Source organism: Leptothermofonsia sp. ETS-13, from assembly GCF_049200465.1.
In the GTDB taxonomy this organism is placed as follows: Bacteria; Cyanobacteriota; Cyanobacteriia; order Leptolyngbyales; family Leptolyngbyaceae; genus Leptothermofonsia.
On the sequence record NZ_CP120836.1, the window covers coordinates 2,892,756 to 2,908,217 of the forward strand.

16 protein-coding genes and 1 tRNA gene are annotated in these 15,462 nt (G+C 49.7%); 12 read left to right on the forward strand and 5 right to left on the reverse strand.

Annotation, left to right across the window (positions count from 1 at the left end):
- The first annotated feature begins 11 nt into the window (after window positions 1-11).
- The 4 genes from P4D80_RS13175 (at window position 12) to P4D80_RS13190 (ending at window position 3,384) form a co-directional block, all read left to right on the forward strand.
- Window positions 12-587: an Npun_F5749 family FMN-dependent PPOX-type flavoprotein gene (locus P4D80_RS13175; protein ID WP_421654451.1), complete on the forward strand. Its 576-nt coding sequence runs from the start codon at window positions 12-14 to the stop codon at window positions 585-587.
- A gap of 123 nt (window positions 588-710) precedes the next feature.
- Window positions 711-869 carry a hypothetical protein gene (locus P4D80_RS13180; protein ID WP_421654452.1) on the forward strand — a complete coding sequence of 53 codons (159 nt, stop codon included), beginning with the start codon at window positions 711-713 and terminating at the stop codon, window positions 867-869.
- Between the two features lie 743 nt (window positions 870-1,612).
- Window positions 1,613-1,882 carry a hypothetical protein gene (locus P4D80_RS13185; protein WP_421654453.1) on the forward strand — a complete coding sequence of 90 codons (270 nt, stop codon included), beginning with the start codon at window positions 1,613-1,615 and terminating at the stop codon, window positions 1,880-1,882.
- A 233-nt stretch (window positions 1,883-2,115) separates the two neighbouring features.
- Window positions 2,116-3,384 (forward strand): MFS transporter, encoded by a 1,269-nt coding sequence (locus P4D80_RS13190; protein WP_421654454.1) that lies wholly within the window; start codon window positions 2,116-2,118, stop codon window positions 3,382-3,384.
- A gap of 136 nt (window positions 3,385-3,520) precedes the next feature.
- On the opposite strand, the gene P4D80_RS13195 is transcribed toward P4D80_RS13190, so the two are convergent.
- Window positions 3,521-5,005: a hemolysin family protein gene (locus P4D80_RS13195; protein WP_421654455.1), complete on the reverse strand. Its 1,485-nt coding sequence runs from the start codon at window positions 5,003-5,005 to the stop codon at window positions 3,521-3,523.
- A gap of 50 nt (window positions 5,006-5,055) precedes the next feature.
- Window positions 5,056-5,712 (reverse strand): hypothetical protein, encoded by a 657-nt coding sequence (locus P4D80_RS13200; RefSeq protein WP_421654456.1) that lies wholly within the window; start codon window positions 5,710-5,712, stop codon window positions 5,056-5,058.
- 440 nt (window positions 5,713-6,152) lie between these two features.
- On the opposite strand from P4D80_RS13200, the gene P4D80_RS13205 reads away from it, so the two are divergent.
- Window positions 6,153-6,225 (forward strand) — tRNA-Ile (locus P4D80_RS13205).
- Window positions 6,226-6,295: 70 nt separating this feature from the next.
- On the opposite strand, the gene P4D80_RS13210 is transcribed toward P4D80_RS13205, so the two are convergent.
- Both P4D80_RS13210 and P4D80_RS13215 read right to left on the reverse strand, forming a co-directional pair.
- Window positions 6,296-6,805 (reverse strand): DUF4330 domain-containing protein, encoded by a 510-nt coding sequence (locus P4D80_RS13210; RefSeq protein ID WP_421654457.1) that lies wholly within the window; start codon window positions 6,803-6,805, stop codon window positions 6,296-6,298.
- Window positions 6,806-7,182: 377 nt separating this feature from the next.
- Window positions 7,183-7,533 carry an STAS domain-containing protein gene (locus P4D80_RS13215; protein WP_421654458.1) on the reverse strand — a complete coding sequence of 117 codons (351 nt, stop codon included), beginning with the start codon at window positions 7,531-7,533 and terminating at the stop codon, window positions 7,183-7,185.
- A 342-nt stretch (window positions 7,534-7,875) separates the two neighbouring features.
- On the opposite strand from P4D80_RS13215, the gene P4D80_RS13220 reads away from it, so the two are divergent.
- Window positions 7,876-8,973, forward strand: coding sequence for an ABC transporter ATP-binding protein (locus tag P4D80_RS13220; protein ID WP_421654459.1), 1,098 nt, complete (start codon window positions 7,876-7,878; stop codon window positions 8,971-8,973).
- 366 nt (window positions 8,974-9,339) lie between these two features.
- Complete coding sequence (locus P4D80_RS13225; RefSeq protein ID WP_421654460.1) at window positions 9,340-10,056, forward strand: DUF928 domain-containing protein; 717 nt, start codon at window positions 9,340-9,342, stop codon at window positions 10,054-10,056.
- Here P4D80_RS13225 and P4D80_RS13230 read toward each other — a convergent pair.
- Entirely contained in the window at window positions 10,053-11,681 is a 1,629-nt protein-coding gene (locus P4D80_RS13230; RefSeq protein WP_421654461.1) for a glycosyltransferase family 4 protein, read from the reverse strand. The genes P4D80_RS13225 and P4D80_RS13230 overlap by 4 nt on opposite strands.
- A gap of 1 nt (window position 11,682) precedes the next feature.
- On the opposite strand from P4D80_RS13230, the gene P4D80_RS13235 reads away from it, so the two are divergent.
- From P4D80_RS13235 to P4D80_RS13255, 5 genes are all read left to right on the forward strand, one after another.
- Entirely contained in the window at window positions 11,683-12,267 is a 585-nt protein-coding gene (locus P4D80_RS13235) for a biotin transporter BioY (RefSeq protein ID WP_421654462.1), read from the forward strand.
- Window positions 12,268-12,274: 7 nt separating this feature from the next.
- On the forward strand, window positions 12,275-12,781 hold the full coding sequence (lspA, locus tag P4D80_RS13240) for a signal peptidase II (protein ID WP_421654463.1): 507 nt from the start codon (window positions 12,275-12,277) through the stop codon (window positions 12,779-12,781).
- Window positions 12,782-13,105: 324 nt separating this feature from the next.
- The gene (locus tag P4D80_RS13245) at window positions 13,106-13,519 is read left to right on the forward strand and encodes a DoxX family protein (RefSeq protein ID WP_421654464.1); all 414 of its coding nucleotides are present in this window, start codon (window positions 13,106-13,108) and stop codon (window positions 13,517-13,519) included.
- A 233-nt stretch (window positions 13,520-13,752) separates the two neighbouring features.
- The gene (gene psbQ / locus P4D80_RS13250) at window positions 13,753-14,220 is read left to right on the forward strand and encodes a photosystem II protein PsbQ (protein ID WP_421654465.1); all 468 of its coding nucleotides are present in this window, start codon (window positions 13,753-13,755) and stop codon (window positions 14,218-14,220) included.
- A gap of 58 nt (window positions 14,221-14,278) precedes the next feature.
- On the forward strand, window positions 14,279-15,400 hold the full coding sequence (locus tag P4D80_RS13255; RefSeq protein ID WP_421654466.1) for an NAD(P)/FAD-dependent oxidoreductase: 1,122 nt from the start codon (window positions 14,279-14,281) through the stop codon (window positions 15,398-15,400).
- Window positions 15,401-15,462: the final 62 nt, after the last annotated feature.

The following is a 15,462-nucleotide window of genomic DNA, read 5'->3' on the forward strand; positions in this document are numbered from 1 at the left end:
TGTTTTTGCTGATGCTTGCACCGTGGCGATCGCCCCTAACCCGTGCCCTTCACCGAAACCGATCCCTTGCCGATGTACGCTTTTTGCAACTGGCAACCATCAGGGCAGATGGACGGCCTGCAAACCGCACTGTTGTGTTTCGGGGATTTTTGGATGGGACTGACCAATTAAAATTTGTTACCGATGCCCGTAGTGAAAAAGTGGAGCAAATTCTCCACTGTTCCTGGGGAGAAGCCTGCTGGTATTTTGCCAAAACACGAGAACAGTTTCGTCTTGCAGGCAAGCTGATTCTGGTCAACGAAAACGACACCAATCTACCCCTGCAAAAAGCTCGACAAATGGTCTGGCAGGAGCTCTCAGATGCTGCTCGTACTCAATTTACCTGGGCTCATCCAGGGAAGGTCAGAGCACGGGATGAAGTATTTAATGCTACCCCTCCCGACCCAATTTCTCCCCTCCCTCACTTTTGCCTCCTACTCCTGGAACCTGAGCAGGTTGACCATCTGGAACTGCGAGGCGATCCCCAAAATCGGTGGAGCTATCAGCGGAGCAAGCAAAATTGGACTGTTCAGGAAATTAACCCATAGAAATAAAGGCCCTTTTGTCGCCACCCATCTCCCTCACTTCTTATTCCAATAGGTATATATCTTCATGAATAGCCCAACTATGCCCGTTATCCTAGAGTCAGGAGTAGTTAGGAATGCTTAGATATGTTTAATACACCCGTTGAGGTACCGGATAAAATCAGCACATTAGAACTATCAAAACTTTGGTTGGCAAAGGCATTTCAAAATCTTGAGCGTGAGCTTGAGGCAAAGGACAGCCAGGAAGAGCAGTCTTCTGGTGAAGAAGACGATTCTGATAGCTAAACCTCCGGCATTAATACCTTACTGGTTGTTCTGCAAAATTATCTTCACGTAACCGCACTTAATGATTATTCAGATAATCGTTAGGTGCAGTTATCCGTTAGTTAGTAGCTTTAGTTAGTAGCTTTTACAATTAGTGATTTTTACTTGTATAGCTCTACGCGGGTGCATTAGGACATTGGAATTAGAGAGGGAGTGGGGGCTTCGCCCCCAGCCAGGGGTTCCACCCCTGCACCCCGTCCTAACCATAATGACTACTGCTATACAAAGCACACTCCATACCCATCTAACGAGAGGGACTTGAGTGTATCCCGATTTTGCAGCCCTCACTCTGGTGCAGCACGGCGGGAATACGGATACTATTCTGGCTCCCTCCTACTCCCTACTCCCCAACTCAATGGTTATTGGACTTATACCATCGCCCACTAGCTCCCTTTCCCGCGGTGAGAGGGACTTTGAAATTCTGGTTCTCCTTCTCCCGTGGGAAGAAGGGGGCAGGAGATGAGGGGCAACCCTGCAAAAGTGAGATACACTCAGTGACTCAGCCTGAAGAATGTTACACACATTCACTTGTAGATAGAGAACAGGGAAGTTAGTGATTCCTCACTTTACTCACTTTAATAGAGGAGATAGAAAGATAGAGGAGATAGAAAGCCCATTTTGTATATGCTGAATACACTCAGGTGGGGTCTGCAAGCAGTAGCGTAAGGTCAACCACCTCAACTGCCGCTCTGTCGGTAAACGTTATGATGAACTACTACCTTGGACAGCAGATCGAATTGATTGAAGAAGAACCTGGTTGGGTTGGTATTTGGTCCCATGAATCAGGAGAGGTTGGAATTGGCTACTTCCCGACTGCAGAATATGCTTGGGATGCGGTTGTGGGATTAATTCAAAGGGATCTCGCTGTTAGAGCAGTATTGGATGTGGTGAATGAATGGCTGGAAGTGGGTACAGTTAAAAACCACGAATACGTCAGCATTGTTGATTCGCTCATGCATTTTGTTTTGACATGATTAGCTATAGCGTTTACAAACTATTTGTGAACAAGAGGGGGCTAGTGGTCCCAAGCTATTTGTGTGCGAAAAAGGAGAGGGTGAAAGGCTTACCCTGGTGGGAAAGTCCTTTTTCGCGATTGGTTTACACAGCATATCCTATGGCCAGATTGTGAAGAAGTCTTCATCATAGAAGGGGAGCTTTTGGGTGAAACCATGATGCCTCTTTGCCGTTTGGATATGGGACTCTGCCATTGAACGTTTTTAGTTACTTAGAACCAGCCTGCCGCCGAAATTTGCTGGTTTTGTTTGCGTCAGGCTTATTCTTTTGGTCGAGTCTGGCAGCCTTACTGCCCACTCTCTCGCTTTATATCAAACACGTTGGCGGTACCAACCACCAGGTTGGAATTGTGATGGGCTCGTTTGCTGTTGGGCTGGTATTGTTCCGTCCGTGGGTTGGGCGGTTAGCAGATCGGCAGGGTCGCAAGATTGTATTGCTGATTGGATTAATGGCCGTGGCGATCGCACCTGTTGGTTACCTGCTGACCCAATCCATACCTCTACTCATGGCAGTTCGCGCTTTTCATGGACTCAGTATCGCCGCATTCACAACGGCCTACAGTGCCCTGGTAGTCGATCTATCACCGGAGCAGAACCGGGGTGAATTAATTGGATACATGAGTCTGGTGAATCCGATTGGAGTGGCGATTGGCCCTGCTTTGGGAGGTTTTTTGCAGGAGTGGGCAGGGTACACTCCTCTTTTTCTGCTAGCGGCTGGATTGGGGGTAGCAGGACTGGTATGTGCCTGTCGGGTTGTTGCACCCTCGGTTAGCCATGGGGCAGAGGGAATAGAATCGGGGAGAAAATTCTCAAAGCCAGCGACGAATGAAAGGTTCTGGCAGTTAATCACAAGCCCCCGGTTACGAATTCCTACCCTGGTCATGCTGCTGATTGGGCTGGCTTTTGGTACGCTAAGCACCTTTGTGCCACTTTTTATCCAGGAAACCAGGGTGAATTTTAATGCTGGGCTGTTTTATACTGCGGCTGCGGTTTCGAGCTTTGCTGTGCGGTTGCCAACAGGAAGGGCATCCGATCGCCACGGGCGGGGGTTATTCATCACCATTAGTTTGGGGTTCTACACGGCTGCAATGCTGCTGATCTGGAGTGCCCAAAGTGCCACGGCTTTCCTGCTGGCGGGGCTGATTGAAGGGGCAGGTGCTGGAATCCTGATTCCCATGATGATTACGCTGGTGGCTGACCGTTCAGAACCGCAGGAACGGGGACGGGTGTTTGGGTTATGTATGGCGGGGTTCGACCTAGGGATGGCGATCGCAGGTCCTATCCTGGGCTACTTTGCAGACCAGATCGGCTACCGCGAGTTATTTAAACAGGCTGGCATTCTGGCATTCCTGGCGATGGTGATTTTTGTCAGCCAGTGCAGCAAGGATCTTTCCCACTCAATCAAGTTTGCTCTGGGGCGGGGGCGGGATCTGTATGCTCTACCGCGAGCCAGTGAACGGTGATATAGCTCTACGCGGGTGCGTTAGGAGATTGGAATGAGAGAGGGAGTGGGGGCTTCGCCCCCAACCAGGGGTTCCACCCTGGCACCCCGTCCTAACCACAATGACTACCGCTATAGCTGATGACAGCAATAGATGACTATAGACCAGGTCCATCCTGAATTGGAGGGAGATCGCTCGCTTCCTCGTTTTCAATTGGTGGTGGTATTTCTTCATCAACCATTTTTTCGGTAATTTCCTGTCGATGCACCTGAATTTGATCCAGTCGAGGACCTTCAGCGGAAATAACCGTAAACTCGTAGTCACGAAAACGCATCCTTTCTCCGGGTTGGGGAATTTTTTGTAGATGGAACAGGATAAACCCTCCCAGGGTTTGATAGTCATCGGTTAACGGTAAGTCCAGGTTCAGCAGTTCGTTGACCTCTTCCAGATCCATCTGTGCCTGCACCAGAAAGGTCTGATCATCCAGAATCTGAATGCTCAATTCTTCGGTGCTGGCGGGTTCAGCGGTGTTACCCAAAATCTCGGCGACCAGATCTTGAATCGTGATTAGTCCAGCCGTTCCCCCATATTCATCAAACACCATCACCATCGGCTGGCGAGATCGCTGCATCAATGGCAGCAGTTCACTCAAAGGCATGTGTTCTGGGACAAACCGGACTGGACGGACCCACTCTGTAATCGGGTCATCCAGGGAAAGGGCACTCCGGGCTAGAGGTTCTGCTAACTCCCGGAATTGAATGATGCCCCTAACATCATCCAGCGATTCCCCAATCACCGGGTAGCGAGAATGACCGGAAGACGCGACCTCTTCCAGCAACATCTTGAAGGTCGCATCGCTGTCAATCGCTGCAATGCTGGTGCGGGGTACCATCACTTCTCCGGCAGTGACTTCGCCAAATTCAAACACGTTGCGCAACAGTTCCCGTTCTTCCGCCTCCAGCCCGGTAGACTCGGTAGTGGTGGTGATAATTCGTTGAAGTTCCTCTGGGGTCACCTGGTTGTACCACCAGCTTTCACTCGTGTACTGTACCCCAACCAGTCGTAACAACCAGCGGGTTGACTGATTCAAAATCCAGATGAAGGGGTTGAAGAAGCGGGCGATCGCGAGACTGGGAGCCGCCAGTATGCGTGCCAGTTGTTCTGAATAAATCAACGCTACCGCTTTAGGGCATAGCTCACCCAAAACAATTTGCAGATAGGCAATCAGGAAAAAGGCAAGGGAAATGGCCAGGGAATGGGCGATCGCAGGTCGATAACCCACTGGCAAGGGCAATTGACTGAGCCAATCCTCAATGATGACCGCCATTGCGCTTTCCCCAATCCAACCCAGAGCCAGACTGGAGAGGGTAATCCCCAATTGGGTGGTTGAAAGCAGGCGATCGATGCTTTGCTGTAAATCTTGAACGGTACGCGCCTGGATATCGCCAGCATCCACCAGTTGATTGATGCGCGATCGCCGCACGGAAACAATAGAAAACTCCGCTGCCACAAAAAACGCATTAATTGCAATCAGCAGCAGCACTGACCAGATTCGCAGTGCAATCTCAGACCAGGTAAAGTGCGAAGGAAATGTTTCCAACCCAATACTCGCTACCAGCAATCCCAAAGAGAAGGTTATCATCTGCGGCACCGTTCGTGGCAAAGCTGGCAGAAGGGCTGCATATTATTCTTCTAACGGGGAACTGGAATGCCATTCAGGGATAGTTCCAGGTTTTGGTCTGGATAGTCAGTCAGTGTTAGTGAAAGTGTTTCAACCCCTTCCAAGAGGCTGATGGGTACGCTAATCGTGCCAGAAAAGGTGTCACTCGAAGAGGGCAACTCAGACGGCAAACCATCAGCACTAGCACTCAATTCCTGACCATTATCATCTGTGACACTTAAGAAAGTATAGAGGAACCGGATAGGTTTATCGCCACTATTCCGCATATTGACCTGCATCACCAGAGAATCTCCCTGTCTCTGAACAGCATTGACCTCCAGCACCACATTTTCACTCTGAGCCACCATGGGGAACATGGACTTGTTGGCATCGGCGTTAGCAACCTTTTTGGCATTGGAAGCAGTGTTGGCTTTGTTGCCTTTAGAGATCCCATTAATGCGGGATTTAACACTCGCAATAATATCTTCTTCCCGAAGAATTGTGAATTCATCACGGCGGGATGTTATTCCCCGCTTTGCCAGATTATTAGCTGGGCGAGTATCGGGCTGGGTAACGCCTTTAAGTGCCTCTCGTCCCAGAGCAATGCCCCAGATGGCACTGACCACCCCCGCCCCTACCATCAGCGTCAGGAGCACCAGAGTCAATGCCACAGTCGAATTCAGTTTCATCGGTCATCCTGCAATGAATGCTTCCAGATATTTTAATTGAGACAAAAGATCACTTTTAATTGCTCCAATTCTAGATAGGATACTTCTGTTCAACACAAAATTTTCTGGCGATCGCTCAATCGCTCCGTTTACCTAGAAAAATGGCTCATGCCAAGTAGATAGCCGTCATTAACTGTAGAAAGGAGGAGTGGGGGGCACCCCCTCCACCCCCGAAATCATCCTCAATTTAATTGCGTCTAGCTACTTATAGCAGTCCTAAATCAGTCGTGAGATTGAGAGGCTTTGTGAGAAAAGATTCCTGGGGAATCCCTTCTTACAAACCAAATAGGATCGCTATAGCTGCGATCGCAGTTAATAATCCTCCACCCGGTGATCTTACTAAATCCGCTCTATTGATACACAGGTTTAAGCAGAGAATCGGGATACAATGGTTGTCACAGCCAGGGTTGGCCGAGCGGTTTAGGCAGCGAACTCATAATTCGCCTCAGGCAGGTTCGACCCCTGCACCCTGGATTCACCAGTGGATAAACATTACTGGGTTGATAGGGTGTTATCCTGGAGTGCTCAATCTGTTGAGCGCTACCTACTCTTTCACCCTGACATTCAGAACATTCAAATCCGGAAAATTGTAAGTCAGTCCTTCCAGCTCAATTTTGGTCCCCGATTTGATTTTGTTGTTCCCTAAAACGGGACCATCTTTTGTGATTTGAGCATTTCCTACCAGAGTGACCCAGTAGTCTCTTGTCAGCCCTGCTTCCGGTCTGGGATCGGGAAGTGCCTTGACAGAGCCATCCGGTTGGGGAACTGGAACGTTTCTGGGTAACTCTTCTACCTTGGCAATCTTAACTTCGCCAAAGGGCTGGTTACGAATAATGATTTTAGTAGTGTCTCCCGATCTCAAAAGATCACTGGAAGCAACACTTCTCACGATTACATCGACTTCGAGCGGTTTGGTACTGGAGCCAACCTGAGCAATACCCATGGTGCTGGGAAGGAGAACGCCAATAATCACCAGCAAGATGACTAGTGCTGCACCAACGTCCAGGATGCTAACCTTACCAAATAAGCGACCTTGGGAATCAACAATTGCCATGAAACCTAGCCCTGACAGTTCTCACAAGAATGAGCCACCCAAAATCCTCTCTAAAAGAATTTATCTTGAGCAGCTCTGTGCCAGATTATCATAGTACCCGGAAGAATACTTTGTGGGATTGAAAATCCTTGGTTAGGAGTTGGGAGTCAGGATGGACTGGGGACTGGGGGTTAGGGATGAGGTGGGAAGGAGTCAGGAGAGACTGGAGACTAGGGGCTTAAGGATGAGGTATTGGGGAAAACTCAAAACTCAAATTCACCCTTTTGCCCTTTTGCCTGCTGCTTGCTGTCGTAATTGGGAGCTAGAAGTCAAGGGCCAGAATTATAAAAGGATCTTCTGAATTCTGGCTTCTGCTCCTGCTTCTACCAATGCAGCAGCTATTGCACCAATACTGCCAGATTTTGTTTGGTGATGCGTTGATGGAATTCTTCTTGACTGGAGTAGATTTCGAAAATGCGGTCCAGGTCGGAGATATCGAATAGGCTGCGGGCCTGATCTTTAGGAGAGCAAAGGTAAAGTTGACCTCCGGCCAGCCTCAGCTTGGTATGGATTGAAACCAGGATGCCCAGGCCAGAGCTGTCGATAAAATCAACATTTTGGAGATTAACCAGAATATTTTTAACACCCGCGTCTAGGCAATCTTTGAATTCCTGAATAAGTTGGGATGCAGTCATCACTGTAAGAATTCCAGCGGGCTGAATCACTTTATAGTTATTCGTGGTAGACATGTCGAGAACTCCGGTGATGGGGATGTGATGGCTTTTGAGTGATCGCCAATTGTTGAGACGTGTAAATACCCTGGACAAATTCCGTAGATCGGGTAAATTTTTGGTTGTTTTTGATACATCAATAAGTAGTTTAAAAACTGGGTGTTTGGCGAGCAATCACTTTCTGTAGCTCTTTACGGAAGTATAAGAATTAGAGGTTATTAGAGGTTATACGTAAAAATACGCTTAAGTCGAGTCGAGATTGTGTTAGCTAATTTAAGCTCTTTTCGGTTTTTTCTAGCGTAGCCTGCGGATGCTTTGGAGTTTTATAGTGATTCCACCCAACCACGGTGAGTAATTCAGATGGCGAAGGTTCAACTCTGGGGAATTACAAGACAGTATGATGGCGCGATCGCCATTGAAGACATCACCTTTGAGGTGCCTGATGGCGAATTTTGGGTCCTGGTGGGGCCATCGGGTTGTGGTAAGTCTACGATTCTGCGAACCATTGCCGGACTGGAGGCAGCAACCTCAGGTGATTTGTATATTGGCGATCGCCTGGTCAACCAGATTCCTGCCCGCCAACGGGATGTGGCGATGGTGTTCCAGAACTATGCACTCTACCCGCACATGAGTGTGGCCGAGAATCTGGCCTTTGGGCTCCAGATGCGGAAGGCAAATTCCAAAACGATTCGGGAGCGGGTTGAAACAGTTGCCCGTATGTTGAACATTGAACATCTTCTGGAGCGCAAACCGCGTCAGCTTTCCGGTGGGCAACAGCAGCGCGTGGCACTGGGACGGGCGATCGCGCGTCAACCCCAGGTGTTCCTGTTGGATGAACCCCTCTCAAACCTGGATGCTCAATTGCGGGATGACACCCGTGCCGAATTGAAGCAACTCCATCAGCAAGTGGGCATTACCACCATTTACGTTACCCATGACCAGATAGAAGCCATGACCCTGGCTGATCAAATCGTGGTGCTTAACCAGGGACGCATTCAGCAGATAGGAACCCCGCAAACAATCTATAACTATCCTGCTAACCGTATGGTTGCCACCTTCCTGGGCAACCCATCCATGAATATTCTGCAAGCGATGTATGATGGTTCGGCTTTTCAAGTGAATGGACAGAGCCTTTCCTGCCCGGAGCCGATCAAAACTCGTCTTCAACCAGACCAGGGGCAGTGGTTTGATCTAGGGATTCGCCCGGAGCATATAAAAATTGGCTCAGAGGGAAGTTTTCTTAACGTTGAAGCTATTGTGGTGGAGCCCCTGGGCAGAGAAACTTTAGTTCGGACGGTGTTGCCAGGCCAGGACAATTTCAGGCAGCAGGTTTTGAATATTCAGGTGGAAGCCGAACGGCAAATTCATTTGGGCGATCGCCTCCCCCTCCAGCTCAATTTTGAACATTTGTTCGTGTTTAACCCTACAACCGGAGAAACCCTCTATCCCGCCGGCTAAAGCCAGTGTGTGGCCAGACCCTGTAGGGGTGAAACGCCTCCCTACAAACACCGCGCCTTCATCTGAAAATTCCCAAAAGAGATCCGTCCTCAGAATCCAGAGTTTTTCTTTAAAAATTTCCGGATGCTCAAACTTTTTTCCGTAAAGATTTTATGAAGTCTTCCAATTCAGGCATTGATCCTCCACTCATCCTGGAAAGAATGCCAAGCGGCCAGAGACCAATATAGCTATACCCATCTCTGGCTGATGGAACTTACTGACTACTGCCAATCTTTTGTGTTCACTATTTGGGCGGTTCAGTCAGGGCTTCAAGCTCGTACCTGTTGCTGATTCGGTTGCTGTCTTTGAATTTGTGAAAACGAACGCATGTACCAGACGAAGACTTGTAAAGCCATCGTAAGCCTGGGGGTTGCCTCAGTGATTGGGGTTTCTCTGCTGGGGAGTTCCCTGCCTGTACAGGCAAAATTAACCGGTATCGAGCCGGGTGTTGTGCCCAAGGTGGGCGGTAAGGGTGGACCGGGAGGTCGCTCTCCGGGCGGTTCCCGCGTTCCGGATTGTTTGGGGGAAAATCACTTGTATTCCCTCTCCCCCAGGGATGGGGTAACTGTTGCCATGTATCCAACTTTTCTTGTTCACGTTCCCCCAACAAAGGCGAGGCAGGGTCGGTTTAGCCTCAAGAATAAAAGCAATCAGATTGTTTACAAAGCTGACTTTGCCCTGAAAAGCAATGCTATTAACAGCGTCAGCTTGCCTGTAGATGCTTCACCAGCTCTGATAATGGGCAAACGCTATGAGTGGACCTTTTCGGTGGTTTGCAGCGCTGAATCGCCCGATCAGAACCCGTCTTTCAATGGATGGATTACCAAGACTGAGTTAGCTCCTTCCCTTGCCAGTCAAATTGCCCAGGCTCCGTTTGCACAGCGGCTGATTCTTTATATCAATGCCGGTCTCTGGTATGACGCTCTTTTAACCGCGGCTGAACTGCGCCGTACTCGACCGGATGATTCAATCGTAGGAACCACCTGGAGTGATTTGCTAAAAGCCGTTGGATTGAAAGAGGTTGCGGGTGCACCGCTGTTCTAACTCAGCGATCGCCTCTCCAACCTATCTGCACCAACCTGGGCGATCGCGCCTTCGTCCTCATGCTCTAGCTCAAGTCGTGCCTGGATGCGTGGTAGCAAGACTTTCCACTGCATTTCCGAAAGAACTGGTACCAGGGAAACCTCTGGCAGGGTTTCCCCCTCCAGTTCTGCTGTCATCAAAAGGTTCAGGGTGACCTCAGAGAGGGCGAGATTGGCGGTTTCACTGTTTACATTTCCGGCATAGACGAGCAGCGTTAGCTGTTCCCGGTCTGGATAGGTCAGCACAGTCCTGATAGCTATTTCTAAATTCCGAAGGAGAATCGTTTCTGGCTGTTGCCAGTCTGGAAACACAATCAGATTAATAGCCCGCAGTTGGAGGGGCAGGAGGGTGGCTTCGACTAGCGCTAACTGGACGATCGCCGCCATCGTTGACCAGGAGAAGAACTGCGATCGCTCCAGCCCTGCGACAACCAATCCCTGGCGCACAGAGGGCTTTTGCACTTCGCAGAGGGCATTTGCCATCCCGTCAATATCCTGGGCAGAAACGTAAAGGGCGGCTTCTCCTGCCACTTCCGGTAGAGACGCATTAGGGCAGGTAATGACTGGACAACCGCAGGCCATTGCTTCCAACACGGGTAGCCCAAACCCCTCATAAAGCGAAGGATAAACCAGGGCAACGGCTCCAGAATAGGCAGCCCTCAGTTCTTCGTCTGTTAGGGAAAGCAGGTGAACAACACACCCCGCTGTTGCGGCTCTAAATTCCGGGTTCAGTATGGCATCACTCCCCGTACAGACTATTTCAAACCCATGACGGCTGCACAGTTGTGCAAAGGCAACAAAGAATAAACGATTATTTTTATAGTTTTTGTTTACGGCTGACAGAAGAAAATAGGGTTTGCTAATGCCGTAACGGGTTTTGAAGCGACAAATTTCTTCGAGCGCCGCCGGAAAGAAAAGACTGGGTGAAACACCGGGATGAGCGACAGTAATGGGGCGAGAAGCGATCTCCGGAAAGAACCGAACCAGATCCCGTGCCGTATTATGAGAAATGGTAATGTAAGCCGATGCCTGTTTGATGCAGTAATGCTTTTCCTGCCACTCCGGTACAGCCAAATCTGCTCCTAACGCCTCTGGAATCATGTCATGCACCATCAACACAGAAGGGGTCGAAAGGGGGACTGTGAAATAAGTTGAGATAAACAGACTGGCCCCCTCCTGGTCACAGACCTGTTGCAGCATTTCCCGATCTTCATCCAGGTTTTCGTAAACATAGGGAGGAAAGGGAAGATAGCGAATATTTGGCAATCTGGGAGCGGTTCCGTTGCGGTCGAGTACCAGCAAATGCTGGGCAACCTCCTGGCTCGACCATTCCTGTAAGAGCGACTGCCAAACGCGGGCAATTCCGGTTTTGTGAAGTTGGAAGAAGATACCGTCAATCATGATTATGGGGGGGGGATTTATGCGGTTCATTGTCGGCAAGTCGGTGTTTGGGTCAAGTGTTAGAATGCCATCACTCTGCTCGTGAGTGATCGCGATCGGAGTCCAAACACCAGAGATTTCCTCTATACCAGTGCGATTCTCTGTCTGCCAGCCAGCAGACGTTGGCTGACCAGATATGCGATTCAAAATGGCGATTTCCACTGAATTGTTGTGGGCTTTTATTGGGTTGCTGCTGACCATTGGCGGCACCTTTTTGGAAGCCTTCGTCGCCACACCCACCTGGCAGTGGGGTACCAATAGCCTGCAAACCCATTCCCTCGGCGTTACTTACCAAATTGGAGCCGTTCTGCTCGTGGGCTGTTTGGGTGGAAGAAATGCCGCTGTTCTTTCCCAAATCGCCTACGTTCTACTGGGGCTGACCTGGTTTCCGATCTTTGCCCAAGGGGGAGGCATGAGCTACATCAAGGAACCCAGCTTTGGCTACATCCTTGGCTTTATCCCCGGTGCCTGGGTTTGTGGGTTTCTGGCATTCAAAGCCCTGCCGCGATTGGAATCTCTTGTCTTTAGCTGTCTCTCTGGCTTGCTAACCATTCACCTCACTGGCATTCTGTACTTAGTCCTGTCCTATTCTTCTGGTTGGCTCGGCAAAGCACAGATTCCTTTGCAGCAAGCACTCCTGAAATACTCCCTCTATCCATTGCCAGGGCAATTTGCCGTCATTTGCGCAGTGACATTGATTGCTTTTACCCTGCGCCACATCATGTTTTATTAGTTTGCCAATGTTCAAAAATCGCTTTTTTTGGGTTGCTGCCCTGATCGGTCTGGCCCTCGATCGCCTGACCAAAATCCTGTTTGTCGTCTACATTTTTCCGCCCGTTTTAAACACAACAATTCCTGTGATTCCGGGAGTTTTTCACTTCACCTACGCCTTGAACTCTGGCGCAGCATTTAGCCTGTTTCCCCAGGGGGCAAGCTGGCTGCGCTGGCTGTCACTGGGGGTTAGCATTGGTTTGATGGCCCTGGCCTGGTTTGGTCCCGTGCTAAATCGGTGGGAGCAAGCGGGCTATGGGTTTGTCCTGGCCGGGGCGTTGGGGAACGGCATAGATCGGTTTCTTCTGAATGAAGTAGTTGATTTTTTAGAATTTCGGCTGATCAATTTCCCCATCTTCAATCTGGCAGACGTATTCATTAATGTTGGAATCATCTGCTTGCTGATTGCCACCTTTACAAAAGAACCCAGAAGCCGCTCAAATGCTGAGAAGGAGTCGGGCGGGGAGAGGGGTTAGGAGGAAGGAGCCAGGAGTCAGAAGTTAGGAGTCAGAAGGGACTGGAGACTGGGGGCCAGGGATGAGGGGTTGGAGAAAACTTCAGAACTTAGAACTCAAAACTCTTCCACCCATCTAACCCTTCACACTCTTGCCTGTTGTCTATCGCCTTTATCAGAACTTATCCACCTTCTCACTCATCTATAATCAGCTGTGAGATGGAGAGGTTTTGTGAGAAGGAATTTCACAGAATTCCTTCTCACAATCCAGATAGGATCGCTATTAGGAGCAGAAAATGTTGATAGATTGATGTCGTATTTCGCGTGAATAAACCAAGGGGGTGTTATGCAGAAATGGATACTACTGATTGCCAGGATTTGCCTGTCGGCTATTTTCTTTAAGTCTGGCTTTGACAAGATTGTTGGCTATGAAGGAACTCTACAGTTTATGGCATCAGCGGGGCTTCCGTTTCCTGGCTTGCTGTTGCCTCCAACGATTTTGATTGAATTGTTGGGTGGATTATCGGTGTTGCTAGGGTATAAGACTGAGTGGGGGGCGATCGCCCTCCTTGTTTTTCTGATTCCGACCACGCTGATCTTTCACACCAACTTTGCTGAACGAATGCAGCAAATTCAGTTTCTCAAGAACCTGGCGATTATTGGTGGACTTTTGATGCTGATTGGTACAGAGCCGGGAGCGCTGAGTGTGGACGCCCGTAAGAAGTGGAATGGGCGATCGCGCTCAACGACTGAAATGTAATGCGATTGCAATCATTTGCTACAGTCTCTGGCAGATGCAAAATTCTGGTCAAATTTTGCGATACAGTTTTTGACGGGCATTTGCATAGCAATCCTATCTGGCTTGTGAAGGGACCTTTCTAATGGGGAAAGCCTTTTTTTCACAAATGATGCAGGAGTGCTATAGCAGATGACAGAACCTGGTAACAGGCAACTGTCGTAAATCATTGGCTCGTGGAGCTGTAAACCTTGTGAGTGAGTAAGCAAAGTATGGTGAAGTATCAATCAATTTTTACTGCGGTTTTGGCTGTTGTGATGGTAGTTTTGCTAAACCTGGGCAATGTGGCAGAAGCCAAACGGGCCGCAAAACCCCTTTCCTATACCAGCGAGCAAATCGCCCAGGTTCAGGAATATGCTGCGGAATTGTCTGCCCTCCGCGATCGCATGCCTGAACTGGCAGATCTCATTCAAAAGCAGGATTGGGTTTTTGTTCGCAATTTTATCCACGGTCCGCTGGGTGAACTCCGGGCCAAGATGCTGTACGCTGCTCAGAATCTGTTAGGAGATGACCAGAAACAGGCCCGCACGGTTGCGAAGGCGGTGTTTGACAATCTGGTAGCTATTGACCAGGCGGCCCAGAATAGAGACTACAAACTGGCTATCCGCAACTATGCGGAAACCATCCGCGACTTTGACAACTTCCTGAATTTGCTGCCGGGATAATGGTCTGACTGCTGTTTGCCTGATTATGCTAGTTACAGCGAAGGGCTAGCAGCTTTCTATGGCCAGAGTTGTAATCGTTGGGTGCGGAGTGATTGGGGCGGCGATCGCCTATGAGTTAAGTCAGGTGCCAGAGCTGGCCATTACGGTTTTAGATCACCAACTGCCTGCCCAGGGGGCAACGGGTGCTGCTCTCGGTGTTTTGATGGGCGCTATCAGCCAGAAACGAAAGGGCTACAACCTGCAAAGACGGTTGACTAGTATTCAACGCTATAACGACTGGATACCTGAACTGGAGGCTGTGACAGGACGCAGAATTCTTTTTAACCGCCAGGGAATCCTGCGCCTTTGCCTGGAGAACGATGATCTGAATTTTTGGAAAACCCTGGCAGAGTTGCGTCAGCAACAGGGTTGGTTGTTGGAGATTTGCGATCGCGCCTGGGTGTCATCCCACTGCCCCCATCTCAACCTGGAGCGTGCGATCGGTGCCGTCTATTCTCCTCAAGATCGTCAGGTTGATCCAACTGCCCTCACTCTGGCTCTGGTTCAGGCAGCAGAGCAGAATGGTGCCCAATTGAAATTCGATCAAACAGTTACGGGGGCTGATACGGCCCTGTCTTCAACTGGATTACAGAATTGCCAGCAGATTTACACCCAGAACAACTCATTTTCAACAGATTGGCTGGTAATTGCAGCAGGTCTGGGGTCAACCCCTCTAACCGCTGCTCTGGGGCATGCAGTTGATATCCGGCCTGTCCTGGGACAGGCGGTTCATGTTCAGTTGAAAGAATCTTTGGGAAATCCGACTTTTCAGCCCATCATTACGGCAGAAGATACCCACTTTGTGCCTCTGGGGAATGGCCACTACTGGGTCGGGGCGACAGTAGAGTTTCCTGCTTTTCCTTCTGAACCGATCCCAGATGGAGCGGCATTAGAAGCTTTAATGCAGCGAGCGATCGCATTTTGCCCCGCTCTATTAGAAGCAACTATTATTCGAACATGGTCTGGGTTGCGCCCCCGGCCAGAAGGACAACCTGCCCCTCTGGTTGAAAAGCTTTCCGGCTTTCAAAATGTTCTCCTGGCAACCGGGCACTACCGAAATGGAATGCTTCTGGCTCCTGCAACGGCTGAGCAGATCCGGCAGATGGTGGTTGGTGAGGGGGAAGGGGATAAATTGGGATGAAGGCAACAGGTGACAAGCAACCGGGTGAGGGAGGATGGTGCTAAAAAAAGCTGACGGGCAGT